Origin of the sequence: Pseudonocardia oroxyli, assembly GCF_900102195.1 — a bacterium.
GTDB lineage: Bacteria > Actinomycetota > Actinomycetes > Mycobacteriales > Pseudonocardiaceae > Pseudonocardia > Pseudonocardia oroxyli.
On the sequence record NZ_FNBE01000004.1, the window covers coordinates 143,159 to 168,454 of the forward strand.

The 25,296-nt window shown below is 73.3% G+C and carries 23 protein-coding genes and 1 tRNA gene; 10 read left to right on the top strand and 14 right to left on the bottom strand.

Annotated features, from left to right (window positions below; all coding sequences use genetic code 11):
- Positions 1–39: 39 nt before the first annotated feature.
- The 8 genes from BLS43_RS07700 to BLS43_RS07735 form a co-directional block, all read right to left on the bottom strand.
- The gene (locus tag BLS43_RS07700) at positions 40–1,239 is read right to left on the bottom strand and encodes an oxygenase MpaB family protein (protein WP_093078934.1); all 1,200 of its coding nucleotides are present in this window, start codon (positions 1,237–1,239) and stop codon (positions 40–42) included.
- Positions 1,240–1,242: 3 nt separating this feature from the next.
- Positions 1,243–1,845 (bottom strand): TetR/AcrR family transcriptional regulator, encoded by a 603-nt coding sequence (locus BLS43_RS30460; RefSeq protein ID WP_218129744.1) that lies wholly within the window; start codon positions 1,843–1,845, stop codon positions 1,243–1,245.
- Positions 1,846–1,927: 82 nt separating this feature from the next.
- Positions 1,928–3,226: a benzoate/H(+) symporter BenE family transporter gene (locus BLS43_RS07710; protein ID WP_093078940.1), complete on the bottom strand. Its 1,299-nt coding sequence runs from the start codon at positions 3,224–3,226 to the stop codon at positions 1,928–1,930.
- 25 nt (positions 3,227–3,251) lie between these two features.
- A complete protein-coding gene (locus tag BLS43_RS07715) occupies positions 3,252–4,493 on the bottom strand; it encodes a xanthine dehydrogenase family Fe-S subunit (protein WP_093078943.1) in 1,242 nt (413 codons plus the stop codon).
- Positions 4,490–5,356, bottom strand: coding sequence for an FAD binding domain-containing protein (locus tag BLS43_RS07720; protein WP_093078945.1), 867 nt, complete (start codon positions 5,354–5,356; stop codon positions 4,490–4,492). Before BLS43_RS07720 ends, BLS43_RS07715 begins: the two co-directional genes overlap by 4 nt.
- On the bottom strand, positions 5,356–6,135 hold the full coding sequence (locus BLS43_RS07725) for an enoyl-CoA hydratase/isomerase family protein (RefSeq protein ID WP_093078948.1): 780 nt from the start codon (positions 6,133–6,135) through the stop codon (positions 5,356–5,358). The genes BLS43_RS07720 and BLS43_RS07725 overlap by 1 nt, the downstream gene beginning before the upstream one ends.
- Position 6,136: 1 nt before the next feature.
- Positions 6,137–8,557: a xanthine dehydrogenase family protein molybdopterin-binding subunit gene (locus BLS43_RS07730; RefSeq protein ID WP_093078951.1), complete on the bottom strand. Its 2,421-nt coding sequence runs from the start codon at positions 8,555–8,557 to the stop codon at positions 6,137–6,139.
- Positions 8,550–10,061, bottom strand: coding sequence for a class I adenylate-forming enzyme family protein (locus BLS43_RS07735; RefSeq protein ID WP_093078953.1), 1,512 nt, complete (start codon positions 10,059–10,061; stop codon positions 8,550–8,552). The genes BLS43_RS07730 and BLS43_RS07735 overlap by 8 nt, the downstream gene beginning before the upstream one ends.
- Before the next feature lie 186 nt (positions 10,062–10,247).
- Between BLS43_RS07735 and BLS43_RS07740 the strand changes: the two genes are divergently transcribed.
- A complete protein-coding gene (locus BLS43_RS07740) occupies positions 10,248–10,814 on the top strand; it encodes a PadR family transcriptional regulator (RefSeq protein WP_093078956.1) in 567 nt (188 codons plus the stop codon).
- A gap of 358 nt (positions 10,815–11,172) precedes the next feature.
- Positions 11,173–12,348: a 4-hydroxybenzoate 3-monooxygenase gene (locus BLS43_RS07745; RefSeq protein WP_093079913.1), complete on the top strand. Its 1,176-nt coding sequence runs from the start codon at positions 11,173–11,175 to the stop codon at positions 12,346–12,348.
- Between the two features lie 303 nt (positions 12,349–12,651).
- On the opposite strand, the gene BLS43_RS07750 is transcribed toward BLS43_RS07745, so the two are convergent.
- From BLS43_RS07750 to BLS43_RS07760, 3 genes are all read right to left on the bottom strand, one after another.
- Positions 12,652–12,724, bottom strand: a tRNA-Val gene (locus BLS43_RS07750).
- A gap of 127 nt (positions 12,725–12,851) precedes the next feature.
- A complete protein-coding gene (locus tag BLS43_RS07755) occupies positions 12,852–13,310 on the bottom strand; it encodes a peroxiredoxin (protein ID WP_093078960.1) in 459 nt (152 codons plus the stop codon).
- Between the two features lie 41 nt (positions 13,311–13,351).
- Positions 13,352–13,789 (bottom strand): DUF3052 domain-containing protein, encoded by a 438-nt coding sequence (locus BLS43_RS07760; RefSeq protein ID WP_093078962.1) that lies wholly within the window; start codon positions 13,787–13,789, stop codon positions 13,352–13,354.
- Between the two features lie 223 nt (positions 13,790–14,012).
- On the opposite strand from BLS43_RS07760, the gene aceE reads away from it, so the two are divergent.
- Both aceE and BLS43_RS07770 read left to right on the top strand, forming a co-directional pair.
- Entirely contained in the window at positions 14,013–16,769 is a 2,757-nt protein-coding gene (aceE, locus tag BLS43_RS07765) for a pyruvate dehydrogenase (acetyl-transferring), homodimeric type (RefSeq protein ID WP_093078964.1), read from the top strand.
- Between the two features lie 260 nt (positions 16,770–17,029).
- On the top strand, positions 17,030–17,236 hold the full coding sequence (locus BLS43_RS07770; protein ID WP_037052393.1) for a cold-shock protein: 207 nt from the start codon (positions 17,030–17,032) through the stop codon (positions 17,234–17,236).
- 163 nt (positions 17,237–17,399) lie between these two features.
- Here the strand turns inward: BLS43_RS07770 and BLS43_RS07775 are convergent, their stop codons facing one another.
- Positions 17,400–18,338 carry a pirin family protein gene (locus BLS43_RS07775; RefSeq protein ID WP_093078966.1) on the bottom strand — a complete coding sequence of 313 codons (939 nt, stop codon included), beginning with the start codon at positions 18,336–18,338 and terminating at the stop codon, positions 17,400–17,402.
- A gap of 9 nt (positions 18,339–18,347) precedes the next feature.
- Between BLS43_RS07775 and BLS43_RS07780 the strand changes: the two genes are divergently transcribed.
- The 5 genes from BLS43_RS07780 to BLS43_RS07800 all read left to right on the top strand — a co-directional run bounded on the left by BLS43_RS07780 (position 18,348) and on the right by BLS43_RS07800 (position 23,176).
- Positions 18,348–19,553, top strand: a complete 1,206-nt coding sequence (locus tag BLS43_RS07780; protein ID WP_093078968.1) for a PucR family transcriptional regulator — start codon at positions 18,348–18,350, stop codon at positions 19,551–19,553.
- Between the two features lie 141 nt (positions 19,554–19,694).
- A complete protein-coding gene (locus tag BLS43_RS07785; protein WP_093078970.1) occupies positions 19,695–20,606 on the top strand; it encodes an ACP S-malonyltransferase in 912 nt (303 codons plus the stop codon).
- Complete coding sequence (locus BLS43_RS07790; protein WP_093078973.1) at positions 20,603–21,589, top strand: beta-ketoacyl-ACP synthase III; 987 nt, start codon at positions 20,603–20,605, stop codon at positions 21,587–21,589. Before BLS43_RS07785 ends, BLS43_RS07790 begins: the two co-directional genes overlap by 4 nt.
- A 41-nt stretch (positions 21,590–21,630) precedes the next feature.
- Positions 21,631–21,873, top strand: coding sequence for an acyl carrier protein (locus BLS43_RS07795; RefSeq protein ID WP_093078976.1), 243 nt, complete (start codon positions 21,631–21,633; stop codon positions 21,871–21,873).
- A gap of 58 nt (positions 21,874–21,931) precedes the next feature.
- A complete protein-coding gene (locus BLS43_RS07800; RefSeq protein ID WP_093078979.1) occupies positions 21,932–23,176 on the top strand; it encodes a beta-ketoacyl-[acyl-carrier-protein] synthase family protein in 1,245 nt (414 codons plus the stop codon).
- 72 nt (positions 23,177–23,248) lie between these two features.
- Here the strand turns inward: BLS43_RS07800 and BLS43_RS07805 are convergent, their stop codons facing one another.
- Entirely contained in the window at positions 23,249–23,737 is a 489-nt protein-coding gene (locus BLS43_RS07805) for a DUF3145 domain-containing protein (protein ID WP_176921221.1), read from the bottom strand.
- A gap of 190 nt (positions 23,738–23,927) precedes the next feature.
- Complete coding sequence (locus tag BLS43_RS07810; RefSeq protein ID WP_093078985.1) at positions 23,928–24,821, bottom strand: hypothetical protein; 894 nt, start codon at positions 24,819–24,821, stop codon at positions 23,928–23,930.
- Between the two features lie 261 nt (positions 24,822–25,082).
- On the opposite strand from BLS43_RS07810, the gene BLS43_RS07815 reads away from it, so the two are divergent.
- The gene (locus BLS43_RS07815; RefSeq protein WP_093078988.1) at positions 25,083–25,289 is read left to right on the top strand and encodes a helix-turn-helix domain-containing protein; all 207 of its coding nucleotides are present in this window, start codon (positions 25,083–25,085) and stop codon (positions 25,287–25,289) included.
- Positions 25,290–25,296 lie beyond the last annotated feature (7 nt).

Below are 25,296 nucleotides of genomic sequence, written 5' to 3' on the forward strand. Positions count from 1 at the left end.
CTGCGCCACCCGCGAGACGGCCCGCCCGCGGCGCAGCGCTCAGTCCTCCGATCCCGTGGCGCCCCGTTCGTAGGCGGTGGGCTCGGCCTTCGCGTCCCCCCGAGCCCGCTCGGCGGCGATGTTCGCGTCGATGGCGGCCTCCCAGCGCTCCGACGACCGACGGCGGGCCGCACGGGCCGCGCGGAATCCTGCGATCACGGGGGTGAGCACGGCGTCGGCGACGGGTTCGGGCGCGATCTGCAGGTCCTCGCTCATCGAGACGCCGTGGATCCGGCGGGTGAGGGCGTCGAGGGCGGGCCGCGACAGGCGCGGCGGCAGCTTCAGGAACTGCTGCAGGAGGGAGGCGATCGAGTCCAGGGTCGCGTCGGCGAGCCGTGCGGAGTCCTCCGAGACAGGCCCGGTCACGGCCTGCAGGAGGTCGTCGACCCGGCGGGCGGCCTGGTTGCCGGTGATCCCCTCGACCAGCCGGGCATCGACGCCGAGCAGGTGGGCGACGTGCCACCAGTACCGGTACAGACCGTCGAGCTCGCGCCCGGTGAGCCCGAACCCCATCAGCTCCTCGGCGGTGTAGGCGGTGAGGGTGAAGTCCATCCAGGTCCGGGCCAGGTCGACCTGGTTGATCGGCACGCCGTCGACCGTGCTGTCGTACCCGCGGTCGAGCGCCAGCCTGCGCATGTGGGCGTGCAGCATCCGCACGTGCAGCGTGGCGACGTACCCGGGCTTCCCGGGGCGCAGGTTGCCCGGCAGCATCGCCTGGGTGACCCAGGTGCCGGTCTCGGTGAGCCGCTTCTCCGCGCGGTCCACGAGCCTGCCGGTCGTGGAGAGCACCTTCGCGATCGACGGGGACTCGTAGACCCGGACCAGGGCGCCCGCGCTGAGCGAGAGGATGTGGACCGGGGTCGGCGAGCTGAAGTACGGCCGCGACGCCTGGTCGAGGAGGTGGTCGTCCGCGTAGGCGGGCGGCGTCTCGGTCTGGTGCAGGAACGCCGCCAGCGCGGGCGGCGGATCGTCGAGGGAGCCGAGCCCGTCCTGGATCCCCCGGGTGAGCAGCGGTCGCGCGACCCCCATGCCGAGCTCGTGCATCTCGGTGACCACGGCGTCCGCCAGCGGGTCACCGGTGGTCAGCGCCCAGCCCATCAGGTCGGCGCGACCCTCGCCGAACTGGGCGAGCACGGCGTCGTGACCCGATCGGCCGCTGGGCCACGCGGCGGTCGTCGTGGTCGTGGTCGTGGTGGTCATGTCTCACTCCGGTTCCTCGCGACGGGCTGGGTCGGTGTCGGTGACGGGGATGCCGAAGGCCGCGAAGAGGCGCGCCATGTCGGCGCGCATCGTCGCGGTGGGGGTGGCGGCGCCGCGGGCCATCTCGTGCAGGATCAGCCCGGACAGCGCGCGCACGAGGGTGTCCGCCGCGGCGGGGGGCTGCACCAGCGGCCGGAACAGGGCGGAGAAGCCCTCGACGAAGGCGTCCGCGATCGGCCGCAGCCGCGGCTCGTGGATCGCGGTCAGGGTCAGCTGGATGACGCCGTCCGCCGGCACGTGGGTGCCGTAGGGCGCGCGGCCCACCAGCTCCATCGCCGCGTCGAGGAGCGTCATCCGGCGCGCGACGACCTCCTGCTCCAGCCTGCGGAAGTCGGCGAGGGTGCGGCTGAAGGTCAGCTCGAACGCGGCGACCAGGAGGTCGTCCGCGGTGCTGAAGTGGTAGGTCGTGGAGGCCGGCGACGTGCCCGCCCGCGCGGCCACCGCCCGCTGGGTCGCGGCGGCGACGCCCTCGGTGCAGATGATCTCGATCGCGGCATCGAGCAGCGCGGCTCGGGTCCGGGCGCTGCGGCTGTGGCGGCCATCCACAATTCGTACGTTAGTACAGATACTTCGCCGGGCGCACGCGCGGCACCCGTTCGGGTGTCCGGCGTGCGCCCGGGATCCCGGCTCAGCCGGCCTCGGCCCGCACCCGGAAGTCCCCCGGCTCGAGCACCGCCGAGATCGCGACCCCGGCGACGAGCGCCCAGAACGGGCTGGAGATCCCCAGCGGCGCGACCTCGCTCATCGCCACCACCAGGGCGGTCAGCGCGCCGATCCGGAAGCGGCCCTCGCCGAACGCGCCCCGGAACGACGACACCAGCACCCCGATCATGGCGAGCCCCGCGACGACCGCCACCAGCTCGGACGGCAGCGCCGTGACCGCCGTGACCGCGACCCCGGCGAGGACGCCGAACGCGATGAACAGCACCCCGTTGACGACGCTCGCGGCGTAGCGGGCGTCGGGGTCCGGCCCCGCCTGCGGGCCCGAGCAGATCGCGGTCATGGGGCCGGCGATGTTGGCGTTGTGGCCCCCGGTCAGCGGGGCCAGCAGGCCGCCGACGCCGCTCGCGACCGTCATGGCGTTGATCGGCGGCCGGTAGCCCTGGCTGAGCAGCACACCGTAGGCCTGGGCGTTCTCCGCCGCGATCACGAGGACCGCCAGCGGGACCCCGACGGCCAGGATCGCGGCGACGTCGAACGTCGGGGCCACCAGCACCGGCGCCGTCCAGCCGTCCACGGCGGAGGCCTGCGTGGCGAACCCACCCGTGGCCGCAGCCGCGATCACCCCGGCGACCAGGGCACCGAGGGCGCCGGGCACCACCGGCACGAACCGGGACAGCAGCAGGAACCCGACGATCGCGGCCGCGGCGATCCAGGGCGCGGACTCGGCCGCGGTGACCACCCCGGTTCCGAACCGGACCAGCGCGCCGGCGATCATCGCCATGACGATCGGCTGGGGCAGCCATCGGGACACCGTGCCGATCAGCCCGGACAGCCCGAGCGCGAGCACGAGCAGCCCCGCGACGAGGAACGCCCCGACGACGGCGGAGAACGGGAACGTCCCGAGCGCCCCGACCACCAGCACCGCGCCCGGGATGGAGTACGCGCCGACGATCGGCATCCGGTAGCGCAACGCGAGAAGCAGCGAGATCAGGCCCCCGAACACGTAGATCCCGAAGATCCAGGACGAGATCAGCGGGCCGGGCAGTCCGTTCGCGGCGGCGCCGTCGATCACGATCAGCGCCGGGCCGGTGCAGCCGAACACGGCGGCGACCACGCCGGCCCCGACGGTCGCGGGGTTCAGCCGTCGGGGCAGTGCGCGCAGCCCGGACCGGATGCCCGGCCCCGGTTCGATGCGGCGGGCGGGCCGCCGCGGGGGCGCGGCGGTGGTGGAGCCCTCGGCGGGGCCACCCTCGGGTGCGGTCATCGTGTCGCCTCCTTGCGATCTTGTCCTAGCGCTGCCGTACGCGCGCGAACCCGCGGCGGACGAGCGCGCGGACGGTGTCCCGGACGGTCCCCGCCACCAGGCGCAGCTGCGCGCCGCGGCTCGGCGCGGTGACCGACCCGGTCTCCGCCGCCTCGTCGACGCTCGCCGCGAACTGCTCGAACAGCCTGCGCGAGACGTCCCCGGCCAGCGCCCGGCCGAACTGCGCGACCCGACCGGTGAGGTGGACGTCGGCGTGCGCGGTCAGGACCGTGCCGCCGTCCGGCCCGGCCTCGGCCGCCAGCACCACGTCCGCCTGGGTGGCGCTGCCGCCCGCGTCGGCGCCCTGGGCGTGGAACCGCAGCCGGTGCGCGGCCGGGTCCCGCTCGACGACCTGGGCCAGGCCGTCGAAGGACAGCTTCACCGGGCCGAGCGCGACGACGGCGCGGCCGCGGTAGCGGTCGCCGTCGAGCACCTCGGTCAGCCGCGCCCCGGGCAGGCACCGGGCGAGCAGGTCGAAGTCGTCGAGCACGGCCCAGACCCGCTCGACCGGGGAACCCAGGGCGCTGGTGACGTCCACGACCGCGGACGGCGGTCCGGACGGCAGCCGCACCTCCTGTGCCAGTGCCGCCGCGGGGACGTCCTCCTCCGCGGCCGCGGCGCCGGTCCCGCCGCCGCTCCCCCGTCCGACCAGGGTGCGCGCGCCGCACGCCCGTGGCCCGGGGACGCCGTCCGGGTAGCGCTGCCGAACGTCGTCGACGGCCGCGAGGATCCCGCGGTAGCCGGTGCACCGGCAGAGCACGCCGGACATCTGCTCGGGCAGCTCCTCGCTCTCCACCTCGGGGGTGGTCGTGAGCAGGTCGTAGCTGCTCATCAGCATCCCGGGGGTGCAGAAGCCGCACTGCAGCGCGTGGTGGGCGGAGAACGCCTGCTGCAGCGGGTGCTGGTCGTCCGGCGTGCCCAGCCCCTCCACGGTCACGATCTCCGCACCCTCGCACTGCACCGCGAACAACAGGCAGGCCCGGGCGGCCTCGCCGTCGACGAGCACGGTGCACATGCCGCAGACGCCGTGCTCGCAGCCCAGGTGGGTCCCGGTGAGGCCGAGCTGCTCCCGCAGCACGTCACCGAGGTGCGCGCGCGGCGGCACGGTGACCGTGGTCTCGGTGCCGTTCACCGTCATCGTGATCCCGACGGTCTCGTCGGCGGCGACGCGGTCGCGGGGCTGAGCGGGACCTGCGAGACCGTCGTGCCTCGGCTCGACCGTGGTCATGAACCCTCCTTCCGGTCCCGGGCGCGCTGCAGCGCACGGGACAGCTCGCGGGCGGCGAGCACTCCGAACAACCGGCGTCGGTAGCCGGTGGAACCGTGGGTGTCGCCGCCGGTGTCGACGACGTCCTCGGCCAGCGCGGCGGTGGCCGGGCGCAGGTCGTCCTCGTGCTCGGCGAGCAGCGAGGTGACGTCCCGGGTGACGGCCCGGTCGGAGATCCCGAACCCGGTCAGCCGGGCCTCGGTCACCCCGCCGTCGGCACCGACCCGGACCCGGGTGACCACGCCGGCGAGGGCGAAGTCGCCGTGCCGGCGGGCGATCTCGGCGAACCCGTACCCCTCGCCCGGCCGGGCGTGGGGGAACGTCACCGCGACGACGACGTCCTCCGGGCAGGCCGCGGTGGTCATCGCGCCGGTCACGAACTCCTCGGCGGGCAGCCTGCGCCGCCCGGCCGGGCCCGCCAGCTCCACGGTCGCCTGCAGGCAGCAGGCGACGGCGGGCAGCTCGGCGGCCGGGTCGGCGTGGGCGAGGCTGCCGCAGACGGTGCCCCGGCTGCGCAGCTCCCGGTGCCCGACGAACGGCATGGCCATCCCGATCAGCGGGACCGCCCGGGCCGCCGGGTCGTGTTCGACCGCGCGCTGCCGCACCGCCGCGCCGATCCGGTACCCGTGCTGGTCCGGGCCCACCGAGGCCAGCTCCGGCACGGCCGTGATGTCGACCAGCGTGCCGGGGCGGCCCAGCCGCATCGCGAGGACCGGCACCAGGGACTGCCCGCCTGCCAGGACCTTGCCGTCCCCGCCCGCGAGCTCGCCGAGCACGTCGTCGAGCCTGCCGGGGCGGACGTAGGCGAACGGTGCGGCCTTCATCAGCGCCCCGTGAAGTGCGGGGCGCGCTTCTCCCCGAACGCCTTCACGCCCTCGGCGAAGTCCGCGGTCGCCCGCAGCATCGAGTAGGCCTTCCGCTCCAGCTCGATGCCGGTGTAGAGCGGCCCGTCGACGCCGCGGTCGAGCACCTCCTTCGCCGTGCGCAGCGCGGCGGGTGAGAAGCCCGCCATCTTCAGCGCCAGCGCGTCGACGGCCGAGTACAGGGCGTCCCGGTCGTCGTGCAGGCCGGCCAGGATGCCCCAGTCGAGCGCCTGCTGGGCCTGGATTCGCGTCGCGGTCATGATGTGGAACTTCGCCCGGGACAGCCCGATCAGCCGGGCCAGGCGCTGGGTGCCGCCGGAGCCGGGGATCATGCCGAGGTTCATCTCGGGCAGCGCGAGCTGGGTGCGCGGGGTGCCGAGCCGGATGTCGCAGGACAGCACCATCTCCAGGCCGACACCGAAGCAGTAGCCGTCGATCGCGGCGATCACGGGCTTGGTGCTGCGGGCGGGCGCGGTGACGTCCTGGCCCAGGTCGGTGAGGTCGATGGGCTCGACCTCCATGAACCCGGCGATGTCGCCGCCGGAGGTGAAGTGCTCGCCGTCCGAGCGGACCACGACGACGCGGATCTGCGGGTCCCGGTCGATCTCGGCGAAGCGCTCGGCGACGAGCCTGCGCATCTCCATGGTGACGACCGTGTACTTGCCGTGGGACAGGGTCAGGTACGCGACCCGCCCGTCGTGCGCGCGCTCCAGGACGACGTCGCCGCCGGTGAGTGCCATGTCAGGAGTTCTCCTTCTCGGTGAGCAGTCGGTGCAGTACCTCGCCGTGCAGCGGCAGGCGGGTGATCTCGATCCCGTGGGGGGCCAGCGCGTCGGCGACGGCGTTGGCGTAGGCCACCGGGAAGCTCATGGACGACCCCTCGCCGCAGCCCTTGGCGCCGAGCGGGGTCAGCGGGGACGGGGTCACCACGTGGTCGGTGCGCAGGTCGAACCCCGCCTCCGCGCTGGTCGGGCACAGGTAGTCGAGGAACGTCGCCGCCGTCGGCTGGCCGGAGTCGGCGTGGGTGAACTCCTCGTAGGCGGCCCCGCCGAGGCCGTGCACGAGCGCGCCGTACACCTGGCCGTCGAGCAGGGTCTGGTCGAGCACGGTGCCGGCGTCGTGCACCGAGGACACCCGGTCCACGGTGATCTCGAGGGTGTCCGGGTCGATCCGGACCGCCACGATCTCGGCCACGAAGCCGTAGCAGAGCGAGGAGTTGATCCGGTCGTCCGCCGTGGCCGCGCGGGTCTCGCGCGGGGAGAACTCGGCCTCGGCGTAGAGCCGGGCGGGCACGCCGTCCGGCAGCGACGCCGGGTCCCAGTGCACGACGCCTGCGGCGTGCCGGAAGGCGACCGCGCGGCCGTCCGGGTGCACGACCTTCCCGTCGAGCAGGGTCAGCTCGCCCGGGTCGGCCCCCTCCAGCAGCGTGGCCCCGGCCGCCTTCACCGTGGCGGCGATGGTGTCCGCGGCCGCGACGACCGCGCTCGTGACGAGCGGCGCGAACCGCGAGGAGTACGACCCGGACGTGACCGTCCACGGGGTCGTCGCGGTGTCCATGTCGACGACCACCCGCACCTGCTCCAGGGGCAGCCCGAGCCGCTGCGCCGCGACCTTGCGCGCCACCGTGGCGTGGCCCTGCCCCTGCGGGACCGACCCCAGCAGCACGGTCACGATCCCCTGCAGGTCCACCGACATCCGGACGTGCTCGGTCGAGCCGGACTTGTCCCGGCCCGGCTTGCGCTCCTCGGCCGGGGTGGCCAGGCCGACGTAGCCGATGTTGGTGCCGGACGGGTCGACGACGAGCGCGGTGCCGATGCCGTAGAAGGCGCCCGCGGCCCGGGCCGCCTCCCGCCTGCGCTCCAGCTCGGCCAGGTCGGCGTTCTTCACGACCAGGTCCAGCGCCGCGGCGTAGTCACCGGAGTCGTACACGCCCCCGGTCGCCGTCTCGTGCGGGAACGCCGACACCAGGTTCCGGCGCCGCACCTCGACGACGTCGAGCCCGGTCGCCGCGGCGACCGCGTCCATCAGCCGCTCCAGCCCGAAGTAGAGCTGCTGGCCGCCGAAGCCCCGGTTCAGCCCGGTCGGCATGGTGTTCGTGACCACGGCGCGGGCCCGGATCTCGACCGCGTCGATGCGGTAGGGCCCGGTGATGTTGCCGTAGCAGCGGTAGAGCGTGGAGGGTTCCGGCGGGCGCAGGTAGGCGCCGACGTTGTCGATCAGGTCGGTGCGCAGGGCCGTCACGGTGCCGTCGGCGTCGACGGCGGCCGAGAAGGTCATCGCCCGGTCCGCGCCGGTGGAGCTCGCCATCAGGTGCTCCACGCGGTCCTCGGCCCACCGGACCGGCGTCCCCGCGTGCTTGGAGGCCAGCGCCATCAGCACGACGTACGGGTAGATGCCCGCCTTGATCCCGAAGCTGCCCCCGATGTCCGCGGGGACGTGCAACCGCACCCGAGACGTCGGGATCCCGAGCGCGCCCGCCATGACCGGGACCATCGAGAACGGTCCGTGGAAGTTCGCCCAGCACTCCACCGACGGGCCGCCGTCGCCCTCGAGCCACTGGGCGATCACGGAGTAGCACTCCATCGGCACCGAGGAGTAGCGGGGGAAGTCGTAGCGGCCGGTCACCACGTGCGCGGCGTCCCGGAACCGCTCCTCCACCGGGCCGAACGAGAAGGTGCGGTCGGTGGCGACGTTCGACCCGGCGTCCTCGTGCAGCAGCGGGGCGTCCGGTTCCAGCGCGGCGCGCGCCGCCGTGACGGCGCCCAGCTCCTCGTACTCCACGGCGACCAGCTCGGCGGCGTCCTCGGCGACGTAGCGGTCCGAGGCGACGACGACGGCGATCGGCTCGCCGACGAAGCGCACCTTGTCCACGCCGGTGGGCAGGTACGGCATCACCGCGCCGGTCGACAGGGGGAAGGGCCGCAGCGCGGCGCGCACCTCCTCCGGGCCGATCACCGCCGCCACCCCCGGGTGGGCCCGGGCGCGGCTCAGGTCGACCGAGCGCAGCCGGGCGTGCGGACGGGTGGACCGCACGACGGTGGCGACCAGCGTGCCGGGCAGCGGGTCCAGGTCGTCGAGGAACGCGCCCCGACCGGTCACCAGCGCGGCGTCCTCGTCCCGGCTGGGGACCCAGGTGCGGGTGGCCTCCACGACATCAGACACGTGCTTCTCCCCTCAGGTCGTACTCGCCCGCGACGAGCGTGCGGCGCAGCGTCTTGCCGACCCCGGAGCGCGGGATCGAGTCGACGGCGATCACCCGCTTCGGCCGCTTCAGCGACGGCAGCTCCTGCCGCGCCCAGGCCAGCGCCTGCTCGGCGGTGGCCAGCGGGTCGGCGCCGCGGACGGGGACCACGAACGCGGTCACCGCGTGCCCCCAGCGCTCGTCGGGCAGCCCGACCACGCAGACGTCGTCGATCGCGGGACACCGGGCCAGGACCGATTCGATCTCGTCCGGGTAGATGTTCTCGCCACCGGAGTTGATCATGTCGTCGGTGCGCCCGGAGACCCACAGGTCGCCGTCCTCGTCGGCGATCGCGAGATCACCGGTGTGGTACCACCCGTCCCGGATGGCCTTGGTGTTCGCGTCCGGCCGGTTCCAGTAGCCGCCGAAGGCCTCGGGCGAGGCCATCGAGACGATCACCTGGCCCTGCGCCCCGCGCTCGACCTCCTCGTCGACCGGGGCGCCCGCGTCCGGGGCGATCAGCCGCACCCGGGAGAACAGCCCGGCCCGGCCCGCGCAGCCGGGCTTGGCGGCGACGTCCGGCCCGATGGTGAAGGTGTAGATCTCGGTCGAGCCGAAGTGGTTGACGAACGAGGCGGGTGCCACCTGCTCGACCAGCTTCTCGGCCAGCGACGGGGTCATGGCGGCCCCGGCGTAGGCCAGGTTGTCCAGCGCCCGGGCGTCGCCGAGCCTGCCCGTGCGCAGCAGCGACCAGTAGATCGTCGGCACCAGGTACAGGGAGCCGATCCGTTCGTCGAGGATCAGCTGCATCGACTCGTCGGCGTCGAACGCGGGCTGACCGACCCAGGTGCCGCCGACGACGATGGAGGCGAGCAGGGTGCGCAGGCCCATCGTGTGGAACAGCGGCATCACCCCGAGGGTCGGGACGCCCTGGCGCTGCCGGGTCTGCATCACGTGCGCGACCGCCGCGAGGTGCTCGGCGCGGTGGGTGCGCGGCACGCCCTTCGGCTTCCCGGTGGTGCCCGAGGTGTACAGCATCACGCTGACGTCCTCGTCCGCCGGGACGACGCAGGTCGGGCTGTCGAGCCGCTCCGCGAGCGCGTCGACGGCCGCCACCTCGCGCAGCAGGTCACCCCGGCCGGAGGCCGCGACCCGCTCGGCGTGCGCGGCGTCCGCGACCACCAGGCGGACGTCGGCGTCGCCCAGGCAGTAGCCGAGCTCCTCGGTCCCGAAGCGGGTCGAGAGCGGCACCGAGACCGCACCGAGCTTCTGCACGGCCAGGTGCAGGCTCGCGAGCTGCTCGCCGCCGTGCATCACCAGGCCGACCCGCGCCCCCCGCTCCACACCGAGGCTCCGCAGGGCCCCGGCCAGCCGGTCGGTCCGCGCGTCCCACTCCCGGTAGGTGAGCCACCGGCCGGTCCCCCGCACCGCGGGCCGGTCGGGGTTGCGCTCGACCGCCCACCGAAGCGTCGTCACCAGGTCCATGCGACCCCCTCGTCGTCGTACGTCTGTTTCAGACCATACGTTTCGGACTGTCAGAAGGGAAGCCCGGGGTCCGGTCCTCCGGGGCGGCGCCACCCACGCGTGACTGGGTCGCCGAGTTCGGCGCTAAACCTTCCGGTACGGGGCACTAGAGTCCGCGATGCGCCGGCCGGCACGAGAGGAGAGCCGATGCGACTGTCCACGACCTCGTACCTGGTCCTGGGGATGATCGCGTTGCGTGGGCCCTCGACGCCGTACGACCTCAAGCGGGCGATCAGCCGCTCCGTCGGCTACTTCTGGCACTTCCCCCACGCGCAGCTGTACTCCGAACCGGACCGGCTCGCCGAGGCGGGCCTGCTCGCCCTGGACACCGAGGACGGCGGACGGCGCCGCAAGACCTACTCGCTGACCGACGAGGGTCGCGCCGCGCTGCGGGACTGGCTCGCGGCACCGACCCCCGAGCACTTCGAGATGCGAGACGTCGCCGAGCTCAAGCTGTTCTTCAACGAGGCGGGTTCCCCGGACGACGTCCCGAAGCTCGCCCGCGAGCAGATCCGCCAGCACGAGACCCGGATCGCCGACTACGAGGACATGGTCGCCCGGCACGGCCGGGAGCAGTGGGCCGAGCCGCGCATGATCACCCTCGAGCTGGGACTGGAGATGGAGCACGCCGCCCTGCGGTTCTGGACCGCCCTGGCCGCCGACGATCTCGACGGGCTCCGCCGGGAGCGGGCCGACCGCGATCCCCGGCGCTGACGGGCCCGGTCACCCGACGCGCCCGCGAGCGCGGTGGCCACGTGCACGACCGGATCGCCTGCGGGCCCGGTTCGCCGAGATCGAGCCGCAGGCGGACGTCGCGATCGAGCGCCGCTTCGCCCACACCTGGCGGGGGCACGTCTACCAGGCCGAGGGCGTGGTGCTCGCCCGCGCGGTGGCCGAGGACCTGGGTGTCTCCAGCATGATCGTGCACACCCGCGCCGGGCACGACTCCACCCTCGCCCGCATGCTCGACGGCGCCCTCACCCCCGATCCCCGGAGCCGACCGCCGGTCTCGTCTTCCACCGAGTGGAAGGATCGGCTGGTCCCTCCGCGGACCTCCTGCGATCGTGGCCGCATGCGTACCCAGGTCGCCATCGTCGGCGCAGGTCCGGCCGGTCTGCTCCTCTCCCACCTCCTCGACCGGGCCGGGGTCGAGTCCGTGATCGTCGAGACCCGCTCGCGCGCGTACGTCGAGGCGCGCATCCGGGCGGGGATCCTCGAGCAGTCGACCGTCGACCTGCTCCACGAGGTGGGGCTGGGCGCGCGCCTGGCGGCCGAGGGCGACGAGCACCGCGGGATCTACCTGCAGTGGCCCGGCGAGCGGCACCACCTCGACTTCGTCGACCTGGTCGGGCGGAGCGTGACCGTGTACGGCCAGACCGAGGTCACCAAGGACCTCGGCCGGGCCCGGGAGGCCGCGGGCCAGGAGATCCGGTACGAGGTCACCGACACGGCCGTGCACGACATCGAGACCGACCACCCGTACGTCACCTTCACCGGCCCGGACGGCACCGCCGAGCGGCTCGACGCCGACGTGGTCGTCGGCTGCGACGGCTCGTTCGGCCCGTGTCGCGCCGCCGTCCCGGACAGCGCGAAGCAGTCGTGGGAGCGGGCCTACCCGTACTCCTGGCTGGGCGTGCTGGCGGACGTCGCACCGTCCACCGACGAGCTGATCTACGCCTGGCACCCGGACGGCTTCGCGATGCACTCCATGCGCTCCGCCACCGTGTCCCGTCTCTACCTGCAGGTTCCGAACGGCACCGACATCGCGGACTGGTCCGACGACCGGATCTGGGACGGGCTCGCCACCCGGCTGGGCCACGGCGAGAACGGGTGGACGCTGACCCCCGGACCCCTCACCGAGAAGTCCGTGCTCCCGATGCGCAGCTTCGTGCAGCAGCCGATGCGCCACGGCCGGCTGTTCCTGGCGGGCGACGCCGCGCACATCGTGCCGCCCACGGGCGCGAAGGGCCTGAACCTCGCGGTCGCGGACGTCGCGATGCTCGCCCCCGCGCTCGCCGCCCTGCTCCGGGACAAGGAGCCCGCGCTCGCCGACGCCTACTCGGACGCGGCGCTGCGCCGGGTGTGGCGCTGCACGCACTTCTCCTGGTGGATGACGACCATGCTGCACCAGTCCGGGGACCCGTTCGACGCCCAGCTGCAGCTGTCCCAGCTCCGCTGGGTCGCCCAGAGCACCGCCGGGAGGACCGGGCTGGCGGAGAACTACGCGGGCCTGCCCATCGGGTTCTGAACGCCCCCTCCCCGCGTACCCTGCCCAGGTCAGGGCAGCTCGCGCGGGCCCGCCGGGACGGCTACGCCGAGACGGTCGAGGAGATGAGCCCGGGAGCCTGCTCCGTCGCCGTCCCCGTCCACCTGACGGGCGGGGCCGGCTCCCGGAGCTCGGTGGTGGCCGCCCTCCTGCAGGACCCTCCACCAAGCGGGTGATCACTGGCCGAGCTCGTCGCCGGTAGCGAGCCGGCGGACCACGACGCTCGACGGGTGGCGCGTCTGACGGATCACCGCGCATCCCCAGTCTCGGAGGCGACCATGCGGGTGGGCGCGACAGGACTCGAACCTGCGACCGCCTGGGTGTAAACCAGGAGCTCTTCCAGCTGAGCTACACGCCCGGGTGCCTTTCGGCGTTCCTCACGGTACAACGCTGCGGGGCAGCCCTGTCACGAGCTGCGGATGCACGACCGTTGCGTCGGGCATCCGCAGCTCGGCGACAGCGGCACGCCTGCAGGCTCCGCGGCACTACAGCGCCGCGATGGCCTTCTTCCAGGCGTCCTGGTCGCGGGGCTCGCCGGGGCCGTTGACCTCGGCGAACGCGACCTTGCCCGCGGTGTCCACGAGGAAGGTGCCGCGGACGGCCATGCCCGCGGTCTCGTTGAACACGCCGTACGCCTTCGCCGTCTCACCGTGCGGCCAGAAGTCCGACAGCAGCGGGAAGGTGTAGTTCTCCGCGGTGGCCCACGCCTTCAGCGCGAAGGTCGGGTCCGTGGAGACGGCGAGGACCTGCACCGCGTCGTTCTGGAACGTCGAGATGTCGTCCCGCACGGTGCACAGCTCGCCGGTGCAGATGCCGGAGAACGCGAAGGGGTAGAACACGACCAGGACGGCCTTGTCGCCGCGGAACGACGACAGGGTCACGTCCTGCTTGTCCTGGTCCTTCAGGGTGAAGTCGGGGGCCTGCGCCCCCACCTCGACGGACATGGGTTCTCCTTCGGCACGATCGGGGGTCTTCCCCGGTCAGCCTAGGCCGGCGGCCGCTTCCGGGCGGCCTTCGGTGGCACGAGGCGCGCCCCGACCCAGTCCCCGAGGGTGACGTTGGAGGTCTGCGCGAGGCCCGCGGTGGGCGCGGCCTCGGCGATCTCGCTCGGCTCCAGGTGGCCCGGCCGCCCCGTCTTGGGGGTGAGGACCCAGATGGTGCCCTCGTCGGCCATCATCCCGCGCGCGTCCACGAGGGTGTCGACGAGATCGCCGTCCCCCTCGCGGAACCACAGCAGGACGACGTCGATGACTTCTTGGGCGTCCTCGTCGAGGACGTCCTCACCGGTGACGTCCTCGACGGCTTCGCGCACCGCCTCGTCGACGTCGGAGTCGTATCCCAGTTCCTGGACGACTTGGCCCGGCTCGATGCCGAGCTTGCCGGCGATGTCGGACGTGCGTCCGGCATCTTCCGCGGCGACCACGCGTGCACCTCTTTCCCTGTCGGTGGCGGCACACCACTGCGCCGCCGAAGACCGTGTTCGGATGCGGAATCCGAACACGACCGCACTGCCCTGCGCAACCGTCGTACCGACTTCGCGCCGAGAGGGGCACGATAGAGCGCATCGGCCGTGTCCCCGTCGCGCACCGCGGCAACGACGCGAGCAGACTGCACCGAACCATGTCCGAGCCACGCAGGGAGACCCCTTGACCGGCCCCACCGACCCCCAGCGCGTTCACGTCATCCGCGACGGTCTCGCGGCCCACCTCCCGGACATCGACCCCGAGGAGACGGCCGAGTGGCTCGACTCGTTCGACGCCGCGCTCGACAACGCCGGGCAGCAGCGCGCCCGCTACCTGATGCTGCGCCTCCTGCAGCGCGCCCGCGAGCGCCACGTCGGCGTCCCGTCGCTGACCAGCACGGACTACGTCAACTCGATCCCGACCGACCGGGAGCCGTGGTTCCCCGGCGACGAGGACGCGGAGCGCTCCTACCGGCGCTGGATCCGGTGGAACGCCGCCATGACCGTGCACCGCGCGCAGCGGCCCGGGATCGGGGTCGGCGGGCACATCTCGTCGTACGCGTCGTCCGCGACGCTCTACGAGGTCGGCTTCAACCACTTCTTCCGCGGCAAGGAGCACGCGGGCGGCGGTGACCAGGTCTACATCCAGGGCCACGCCTCCCCCGGCGTCTACGCCCGCGCCTACCTCGAGGGGCGCCTGTCGGAGGACCGCCTCGACGGATTCCGCCAGGAGGTCAGCCACGGCGGCTGGGGCCACGGCCTGCCGTCCTACCCGCACCCGCGGCTGATGCCGGACTTCTGGGAGTTCCCCACGGTCTCGATGGGCATCGGCCCGATGAACGCCATCATGCAGGCCCGGTTCAACCGCTACCTGCGCGACCGCGGGATCAAGGACACCTCGGACCAGCGGGTGTGGGCCTTCCTGGGCGACGGCGAGATGGACGAGCCGGAGTCCCGCGGGCTGCTCCAGGTGGCCGCTGGCGAGGGGCTGGACAACCTCACCTTCGTCGTCAACTGCAACCTGCAGCGGCTCGACGGCCCGGTCCGCGGCAACGGCAAGATCATCCAGGAGCTGGAGTCGTTCTTCCGCGGCGCGGGCTGGAACGTCATCAAGGTCATCTGGGGCCGCGAGTGGGACGCGCTGCTGCACGCGGACCGCGACGGCGCGCTGATCAACCTCATGAACACCACGCCCGACGGTGACTACCAGACCTACAAGGCCAACGACGGCGCCTACGTCCGGGACCACTTCTTCGGCCGCGACCCGCGGACGAAGGCCCTCGTGGAGCCGCTGTCCGACGACGAGATCTGGGGCCTCAAGCGCGGCGGGCACGACTACCGCAAGGTCTACGCGGCCTACAAGGCGGCGACCGAGCACAACGGCCAGCCCACCGTGATCCTGGCCAAGACGATCAAGGGCTACGGCCTGGGGGCGCACTTCGCGGGCCGCAACGCGACCCACCAGATGAAGAAGCTCACGCTGGACGACCTCAAGCAGTTCCGGGACGAGCAGCGCATCCCGATCACCGACGCCACGCTCGAGGCGGACCCGTACCTGCCGCCGTACTACCACCCCGGCGCGGACGCGCCGGAGATCAAGTACATGGAGGAGCGGCGCCGCGCCCTCGGCGGCGCGCTGCCCTCGCGCCGCACGACGTCCAAGGCGCTCGTGCTGCCCGGCGACAAGGTCTACGAGACCGTCCGCAAGGGCTCGGGCAAGCAGGAGGTCGCCACCACCATGGCGTTCGTCCGGCTGCTGCGCGACCTCATCAAGGACAAGGGCGTCGGCGACCGGATCGTGCCGGTCATCCCGGACGAGGCGCGCACGTTCGGGATGGACTCCATGTTCCCGACGCAGAAGATCTACAACCCGCACGGCCAGCAGTACACCTCCGTGGACGCCTCGCTGATGCTGGCGTACAAGGAGTCCGAGCAGGGCCAGATCCTGCACGAGGGCATCAACGAGGCGGGCTCGGTCGGCTCGTTCACCGCCGTCGGCACCTCGTACGCCACGCACGACGAGCCGATGATCCCGATCTACATCTTCTACTCGATGTTCGGCTTCCAGCGGACCGGCGACTCGATCTGGGCGGCGTCGGACCAGATGGCGCGTGGCTTCCTCGTCGGCGCCACGGCGGGGCGGACCACGCTCACCGGTGAGGGCCTGCAGCACAACGACGGCCACTCGCTGCTGCTCGCCTCGACCAACCCGGCCGTGGTCGCCTACGACCCGGCGTTCGGCTTCGAGATCGCCGCGATCGTCAAGGACGGCCTGCGGCGCATGGTGGGCGAGGACGCCGAGAACGTCATCTACTACCTGACGGTCTACAACGAGCCGTACCAGCAGCCCGCCGAGCCGTCCGACGTGGACGTCGACGGGATCCTGCGCGGGATCCACCGGTACCTGGAGTCCGGCCGGGCGGACGGGCCCCAGGTCCGGCTGCTGGCCTCGGGAGTCGGGCTGCCGTGGGCGGTCAAGGCGCGCGAGATGCTGGCCGAGGAGTGGGGCGTCGGGGCCGAGGTCTGGTCGGTGACGTCCTGGGGCGAGCTGCGCCGCGACGGCGTCGAGGCCGAGCACCACAACCTGATCCACCCGGACGCCGAGCCGAAGGTCCCGTACGTGACCCAGGTCCTCGGCGGCTCGGAGGCCCCGGTCGTGGCGTCGTCGGACTGGATGCGGGCGGTGCCGGACCAGATCCGGCAGTGGGTGCCCGCGCCGTTCCTGTCGCTGGGCACGGACGGGTTCGGCCTGTCCGACACCCGCCCCGCCACCCGGCGGCACTTCGCGGTGGACGCCGAGTCGATCGTCGTCGGCGCCCTGATCTCGCTCGCGGCGCGCGGCGAGGTCGAGAAGGGGGCGGCCGCCGAGGCCGCCGCGAAGTACCGGATCGACGACCCGCGCGCGGCGGGCCCGCAGACCTCGGACAGCGGCGTCGCCTAGCCGATCCCCCTCCTCCGGGGAAGAGGGTCACCCGAACGGCCCTCTCCCCGGCGGCAGGTGACGGCTCCCGTGTTTCGTCCCGGTTCCGGGACGAATACGCAGCTCGCGACCCCTCGGCAAGCGACGGGAATCACGCTAGGCTCCGCCCAGCGTCGACCCACCGACGGTGGAATCGCCGCTCCGACCAGGGCACGGACAGTAGTGGCCGGTCGGCGTTTCCCGGGGCGTGGGCCCCGTGAGCACGCACGAGGAGAGCAAGAATGGCAGAGGGCACCGTCAAGTGGTTCAACAGCGAGAAGGGCTACGGCTTCCTCGCTCCCGACGGTGGTGGCGCGGACGTGTTCGTGCACTACTCCGCGATCCAGGTGAACGGCTACAAGAGCCTCGACGAGGGACAGCGCGTGTCCTTCGACATCGAGCAGGGCCAGAAGGGCCCGCAGGCCACCCAGGTGACGCCGATCGGCTGAGTCTGGAGACCTTCTCCACCACCTACCGGCGCACAACCCGTTCCGCTTTCTGCCTGCTCGCGGTGCGTGTCAGCGAACGATCCGTACGTCGTCGACAGCCGGGGTGACCAGCGAGACCGGGTCACCCCGGTTCTCGACGTCTACGGTCCCCCGCGGGCTCCGGTCAGGGCCGCAGGTCGCTGCCCATCGCCCAGACCAGCAGCTCCGCGCCGCCCGAGGTCAGCGTCGGCGCCGGCTCGTCGGTGAGCCGCAGCTCGTCCCCCTCCCCCAGCTCTCCGGAGGGGAGGGACGCGCTGCCGCGCGCGACGAAGACGTGCAGGAACCGCGCGGGCGGCAGGTCCCAGGTCGCCCCCGCGGGCAGCCGCGCGGCCCAGAGTGCGGCGTCCGCGCGGCGGAGGGGCAGGGGTGTTCCCGGGCCCCTTTGCAGTGACAGCGGATCCGCACGGGGGACGGAGTCCGGTGCGCGGCTTTGCAGTGACAGCGCATCTGCACCGGGCACGGACTCCGCTGCCCCCGCGCCACTTTGCACTGCCAGCGCATCCGCACCGGGCACAGGATCCGGTGCCCCCGCACGGCTTTGCAGTGACAGCGCATCCGCACGGGCGGCGGCGTGCGGATCCGCTGTCACTGCAAAGGGGCCGGGAGCCGACCCCGCCCCCACCAGGACCGGCCGGTCGCCGGCGAGCGCCGCGCGCAGGTCGACCGTGTGCAGGACCGGGGCCGCGAGCGCGTCCGGGACCAGCCAGGACTGCACGAACCGGCAGCGCTGGGCGCCCGCCGCGAACTCCGCGTGCTCCACGCCCGTACCCGCGGCCAGCACCTGCGCCTCCCCCGCCCGCAGGATGTGGGAGTTCCCCAGCGAGTCCGTGTGCCGCAGCTCCCCCTCGACGACCCAGGTGACCAGGTCGGCCTCGTCGTGCCGGTGGGTCGGGTAGCCCGCCCCGGGAGCCAGCCGCTCGTCGTTGTGCGCGGTCAGGGCGCCGAAGAACACGTCGTCCGGGTCGTAGTGCGCGCCGAAGGAGAACCCGTGCCGGGCCTCGCAGCCCTCGTGGACCGTCACGGCCCGTTCCACACCCCGTCGCAGCACCCGCATGCGTGTCATGCTTCCCCCATGACCCTGTCCGACGTCCAGGCGGTGTCCGCGGCCACGCTGCGGCGCCTGGAGCGCGCGACCGGGGACCTGGCCGCGGCCTGCCTGTCCGCGATGGAGGACGGCCAGCCGTGGTTCGCCCGCCTCCCCGCCGACCAGCGCGCGGGCGTGCTGCTGGTCACGCAGACCGGGATCAGCAACTTCGTCGCGTGGTTCGGGGAGCCCGGCGAGACCATGCGGCTCACCGCCGAGGCCTTCCGGATCGCCCCGAAGGACCTGGCCCGACGGCTCAGCCTCCGCCAGACCGTCGATCTCGTCCGGATCGCCACCGAGGTGATGGAGGAGCGCCTGCCGCCGCTGGCCGCGGACGAGCCCGAGTACCGCACGCTCGTAGAGGCCGTGCTCCGGTTCGGGCGGGAGATCGCGTTCGCCGCCGCCACGGTCTACGCCAACGCCGCCGAGACCCGCGGGGCCTGGGACGCCCGGCAGGAGGCCCTCGTCGTCGACGGGGTGATCCGCGGCGAGACCGACGACGCCCTGGTGTCCCGGGCGGCGACGATCGGGTGGGACCCGGGCGCAGCCGTCCGTGTGATGGTCGGGAGCCCTCCGGAGGACGGCGGCGAGGAGGCCGCCGAGGTCCTCTCGGAGATGCGGCGGCACGCCACCCGGCTCGGCAGGCAGGTGCTCGTGGGGGTCCAGGGCAGCCGTCTGGTGCTCCTGCTGACCGAACCCCGGGGCCGGGCCGCGGGTGACCCCGACCGGGCGCTGGCCCCGATCGTCGCCGACTTCGGACCGGGCCCGGTCGTCGTCGGGCCGGTGGCGGCGAACCTGGCCGCCGCGCACGCGTCCGCGCTGGCCGCGCTGGCCGGACTCCGCGCCGCCCCGGGCTGGCCGGACGCGCCGCGGCCCGTGGACGCCGACGAGCTGCTGCCCGAGCGGGCCGTTGCCGGCGATCCGACGGCGGTGCGCGGGCTCGTCGAGTCCGTCGTGGCGCCCGTGGAGGCCGCTGGCGGGGAGCTGCTGCGCACGCTCGCGGCCTACCTGGAGGGTGGCGGGTCGCTCGAGGGCTGCGCGCGGGCGTTGTTCGTCCACCCCAATACCGTGCGCTACCGGCTGCGGCGCGTGAGTGAACTCACGGGCCGCTCGGCCACCGACCCCCGGGACGCCCACGTGCTCCGGACGGCCCTGCTGGCAGGGCGTCTCGCGGAGCCCGGGAGTAGCCCCTGACCAGGCCGGGTACCCGATCCACCGGACCCGGTCCGAGATCGCCCGTCGGCGTGCGATTGGAGGAATCTTACAAATGCGGCACCCCATCGTGGTGCGCGGCGGTGTTCCGTTCGCGGCCCGCGCAGTGTTGGCTCTGCAGTCGTGATCGCCTTGCTCGCGCCCGGTCAGGGGTCGCAGTCCCCCGGCATGCTCGCGCCGTGGCTGGAGCTCCCCGGCGCGTCGGACACCGTCGCCGCCTGGTCGGAGGCCACCGGTCTCGATCTCGCCCGGCTCGGCACCACCGCCGACGCCGACGAGATCAAGGACACGGCGGTGACCCAGCCCCTCGTCGTGGTGAACGCCCTGCTCGCCGCGGCGCACCTGACCGTCCCGGACACCGCCCCGACCGCAGGCCACTCCGTCGGCGAGCTCGCCGCGGCGGCCCTGGCCGGGGTGCTCAGCCCCGACGCCGCCGTGCGGCTCGCCGCGATCCGCGGCCGGGAGATGGCCGCCGCCTGCGCCCTCGAGCCGACCGGCATGGCCGCCGTGCTCGGCGGTGAGGAGGAGGTCGTGCTGGCCCGGCTCGCCGAGCTGGGCCTCGACCCCGCCAACCGCAACGGGGCCGGCCAGATCGTCGCCGCAGGCCCCCAGGCCGCCGTCGACGCGCTCGCCGCGACGCCGCCGGAGGGATCGCGGCGGGCCGCCGTGCTGCCCGTCGCCGGCGCCTTCCACACCCGGTTCATGGCCCCGGCCGAGGACGCCGTGCGCGCCGCCGCCGCGGAGCTGGCCCCCGGCGACCCGGTGCGGCCCCTGCTCACCAACTCCGACGGCTCGGTGGTCAAGTCCGGCCCGCAGGCCCTGGACCTGCTGGTCGCGCAGGTCACCCGGCCCGTGCGGTGGGACTCCTGCATGGCCACGCTCGGCGCGCTGGGTGTGACCGCGGTGATCGAGCTGCCCCCCGCGGGCACCCTGGTCGGGCTGGTGCGCCGCGATCTCAAGGGGGTCGCGACCCTGGCCCTGAAGACGCCGGACGACCTGGAGAAGGCCGCCGCGCTGATCGAGGAGCACGCGTGAGCTTCCAGCTGCCCGCACCGGTACCGGGCGCGCGGATCATCGGCCTCGGGAGCACCCAGCCCGAGCACGTCGTCACGAACGACGACCTGGCCCTCCGCGTCGAGACGAACGACCAGTGGATCCGGGACCGGGTCGGGATCGTGGAGCGCCGGATCGCCGACAAGGACACCTCGCTCGTCGACATGGCCGTCGAGGCGGGCTCGCGAGCGGTGCTGGACTCCGGGCTCGCGCCGACCGACATCGACACCGTCCTCGTCGCCACCTGCACGATGACGGCGCCGATCCCCAACGCCGCCGCGCAGACCGCCGACCGGATCGGGATCAAGGCCCCGGCCGCCTTCGACCTCAACGCCGCCTGCGCCGGGTTCTGCTACGCGCTCGCCACCGGCGCGGACCTCATCCGGGCGGGCAGCGCGAAGAACGTGCTGGTCATCGGCTCGGAGAAGCTGTCGGACTGGATCGACTGGGACGACCGCTCGACCTGCATCATCTTCGCGGACGGGGCGGGCGCGGCCGTCGTCACCGGCGCGCAGACCCCGGACGAGGTCGGCGTCGGGCCGGTCTCGTGGGGCAGCGCCGGGGACATGGCCCCGGTCATCCACATCCTCGAGGACACCACCGGCAAGCTCTTCCAGGAGGGCCAGTCGGTGTTCCGCTGGGCCACCACGAAGATCGCACCCGTGGCGCTCGACGCGATCGCGAAGGCGGGCCTCACCCCCGCCGACATCGACGTCCTGGTCCCGCACCAGGCCAACCTGCGGATCGTCGAGGCGGTGGCCAAGCGGCTCCGCAAGGAGGGCGCCCGCGACGAGATGCGGGTGGCCGACGACATCGTCCACTCGGGCAACACGTCGTCCGCGTCCATCCCGATGGCGCTCGACCACATGCGCACGGCCGGGACGGTCCGTTCCGGGGAGATCGCGCTCCTCGTAGGCTTCGGCGCGGGTCTCTCCTTCGCGGGCCAGGTCGTCCGCGTCCCGTAGATTCCCCCTGGATTTCCCACCCACACACAAGGAGTAACCCCGTGGCTGACAGCACCGAGATCCTCGCCGGCCTCGCCGAGATCGTCGAAGAGGTCGCCGGCATCGACACCGCCGAGGTGAGCGCCGACAAGTCCTTCGTCGACGACCTCGACATCGACTCGCTGTCCATGGTCGAGATCGCCGTGCAGGCCGAGGACAAGTTCGGCGTGAAGATCCCGGACGACCAGCTCGCCGAGCTCAAGACCGTCGGCGACGCGGTCTCGTACATCGAGAAGAACCAGTAACACCCGGTACCCCCCGACGGACTACCCCTCGTCCGGTTCGCTCGCTCCACCAGGAAGGCTGCACATGACCGACGTCGTCGTCACCGGCTACGGCGCCACCACGCCACTGGGCGGGGACGCCCAGTCGACCTGGGACGGCCTGCTCGCGGGGAAGTCCGGCGTCGGTGAGCTCCGCGCCGAGTGGACCGACCGGATCGACCTCCCGGTCTCGATCGCGGCCCAGCTCGCGGTCGAGCCCACCGACGTCCTGCCCCGGGTGCAGGCGCGCCGTATGGACCGGGCCGAGCAGGTCGCGGTGATCGCGGCCCGCGAGGCCTGGGCGCACGCCGGCCTGGCTGTCGAGGAGGGGGCGGACCCGAAGGTCGACCCGACCCGTCTGGCGGTGATCGTCGGGGCCGGGATCGGCGGGGTCACCACCCTGCTCGACCAGGACGACGCGCTGGAGGCGGGCGGCCTGCGCAAGGTCACCCCGCTGGTCGTGCCGATGCTCATGCCGAACGGGCCCGCGGCGCTGATCTCGCTGGAGATCAACGCCCAGGGTGGGGTGCACGCCCCCGCGTCGGCGTGCGCGACGGGCGCCGAGGCCATGGCCTGGGCGTGGCGGCTGCTCAAGGCGGGCGAGGTCGACGTCGTGGTCGCGGGCGGCACGGAGGCGTGCATCGCGCCGATCACCGTCGCCGGGTTCGTCCAGGCCCGGACCCTGTCGCAGCGCAACGACGCGCCGCAGGCGGCCTCCCGGCCGTTCGACGCAGGACGGGACGGGTTCGTGATCGGCGAGGGCGCCGGGATCGTGGTGCTCGAGCGCCGCGAGTTCGCCGAGGCCCGGGGCGCCACGATCCACGGGACCCTGGCCGGTATCGGGATGACCTCGGACGCGCATCACATCACCGCACCCGACCCCAACGGGGGCGGTCAGGGGCGGGCCATGCTCGCCGCCGTCCGCACCGCGGGCCTCCAGCCCTCTGATGTGGGTCACGTGAACTGCCACGCGACCTCGACCGTGGTCGGCGACGTGGGCGAGGCCGCCGCGATCAAGAAGGCGCTCGGCGACCACCCGGTGCTCACCGCGCCGAAGGGGGCGCTGGGCCACCTGGTCGGCGGCGCGGGAGCGGTGGAGGGCATCGTCGCGCTGCTGTCGGTGCGGGACGGGATCATCCCGGCCACGCTGAACCTGGAGAACAAGGACGAGAAGGTCGAGCTGGACGTCGTGGCCGGTGAGCCGCGCAAGATGGAGCTCACCGCCGCGGTGAACAACTCCTTCGGCTTCGGCGGACACAACGCCAGCCTGCTGTTCACCAAGTAGCCCGGCATCATGGGGCCATAACCGTCGTTCCGACGCCCGGATTCGACGGTTATGGCTCCATAGTGCGTTCGGCTAGCCGACCTGGTGCAGCCAGGTCACCGGAGCGCCGTCGCCCGCGTAGCGGCAAGCCTCGAGCTCCTCGTCCCACGCCTCACCCATCGCGTGGCTCAGCCGCTGGGCGATGCCCGAGGCCGGACCCTCGGCGATCAGGGCCCGGATCTGGTCCTCGCCGAGCATGACGTCGCCGTTCGCGCTCATCCGGCCCGTCCAGAGCCCGAGGCCCGGGACATGGCAGAACCGCTGCCCGTCGACCCCGGAGCTGGGCTCCTCGGTCACCTCGAAGCGCAGCATCGGCCACGCCCGCAGGGCACCGGCGAGCGCGCCGCCACTGCCCGCCGGACCCGACCAGCTGAACTCCGCACGCATCTGCCCGGGGACGGCGGGCTGCGCGCTCCACTGGAGCGACACCCGTGTCCCGAGCACGCCGGACACCGCCCACTCGACGTGCGGGCAGACCGCAGTCGGCGACGAGTGGACGTGGACCACGCCGCGTGTACTCACCACTGCAGACCTCCGCTCTGACAGACGTGGATCGTCTTCCCCAACGCCCACGCGTCTTCACAGCGGTCTGTGACTCTTCGCTTCGGAAACTGTGCGTGATCACTGTGCCCCACTCTTGCGATCACCGCCAGCCTGACGCGGTCGGGGCGGCGTGTCGCCCGCCGCCGGGAGTGTCGATCGGGTACGGGAGTCACCGCCGGACCTCTCCCCCGTCGACGAACACGTTGTCGGCCAGGTGGGCACCGCCGCGGATCCGGACGGTCGCGGCCGCGGCGTCGCGGTGGAAGCGGTTGCCGGTGATCCGGACGGTCGCGCCGCTCGCGTCCCCGCCGCCGGGGTCCTGCAGGAGGGTGTACTCGCCGCCGCCGAGCTCGTTGCCGCGCACCAGCACCGGGCCCTTCCGCAGCGGTTCGCGCTCCTCCGACTGGTGCCGGGCGTCGACCGCGGGGTCGACGAGCACCGCGCTGCCCAGGCCGGGGCCACGCCCGAGCGTGACCCGGTTGGCCTCCACCAGGACGTCCCCGGCGTCACCCCCGGCGAGGGTCACGGCGTCGATCTCCCGGTCGGGTCGGGCCCGGAAGTCGTGCAGCCAGCTGTTGCGCAGCGTGGCACCGGGGCCCAGGCGCGCGCCGTCCGCGGCCACGTCGGTGATCTCGATGCGTTCGGCCACCCAGGCGGGACCGTCGACGGCCGCGTCGGTGAAGTCGCCGGTCAGCGTGCTGTCCTCGATCCGCACCGCCCCGTCGCCGACCGTGCGGACGCCCGCGGGGGTGCTCCCGTCGCCGGTGATGCGGCTGCGCCGGATCACCACGTCCGGGGCGGCCACGACGACGCCGCCGACCAGGTCCAGGCCGTCGAGCACCGCGCCGGGGGTGCGGATCTCCAGCGCCGCGCGCACCGGGCACAGGGTGAGGCCCGCGGGGGTTCCGACACTGTCGGTCGGGGGCGGCGCGTACGGGCCGGTGGCGGCGCAGGTGGGCACGGGCGGTGCCGGCGCGGGCGGGGACTCGTCCAGGCCGAGTCCGACGCCGGCGGCGAGCGTCGTCGCCACGAGGGCGGCGAGCGCGGCCCGGACCGGGAACATGCGCGGAGACTACGGCGCCGAATTACTCCGAGTGGCCTAACGATGTCGGCGTGTCGGGGTGAAACCCTCAGCGGCTCCACGCCGGACGAACTGTGACTGTGCGCATCGGTTCTGTGACCGGGAGTGCCCGTTCCGGTCGTTTCCACCCTTTCGGGAAGCATCGATCGCTCGGTCGGTGACGCTGGGTCCACTACTCTTCCGTCACAGCAGCACCACAGGTGACACCACAGCCTGTATCGGACAAAGGCGGAGGACACGGGGATGTCAGCAGAGGACCACTCGGACATGATCGGCGCGCCGTTCCTCACCGTGGCCGAGGTCGCCGAGCGGATGCGGGTGTCGAAGATGACCGTCTACCGCCTCGTCCACAGCGGGGAGCTGCCCGCCGTGCGCTTCGGGCGCTCGTTCCGGGTGCAGCAGGCCGCCGTGGAGCGCCACATCACCGCCGCGCGGTACGAGGCGGGCTGACCCGGCG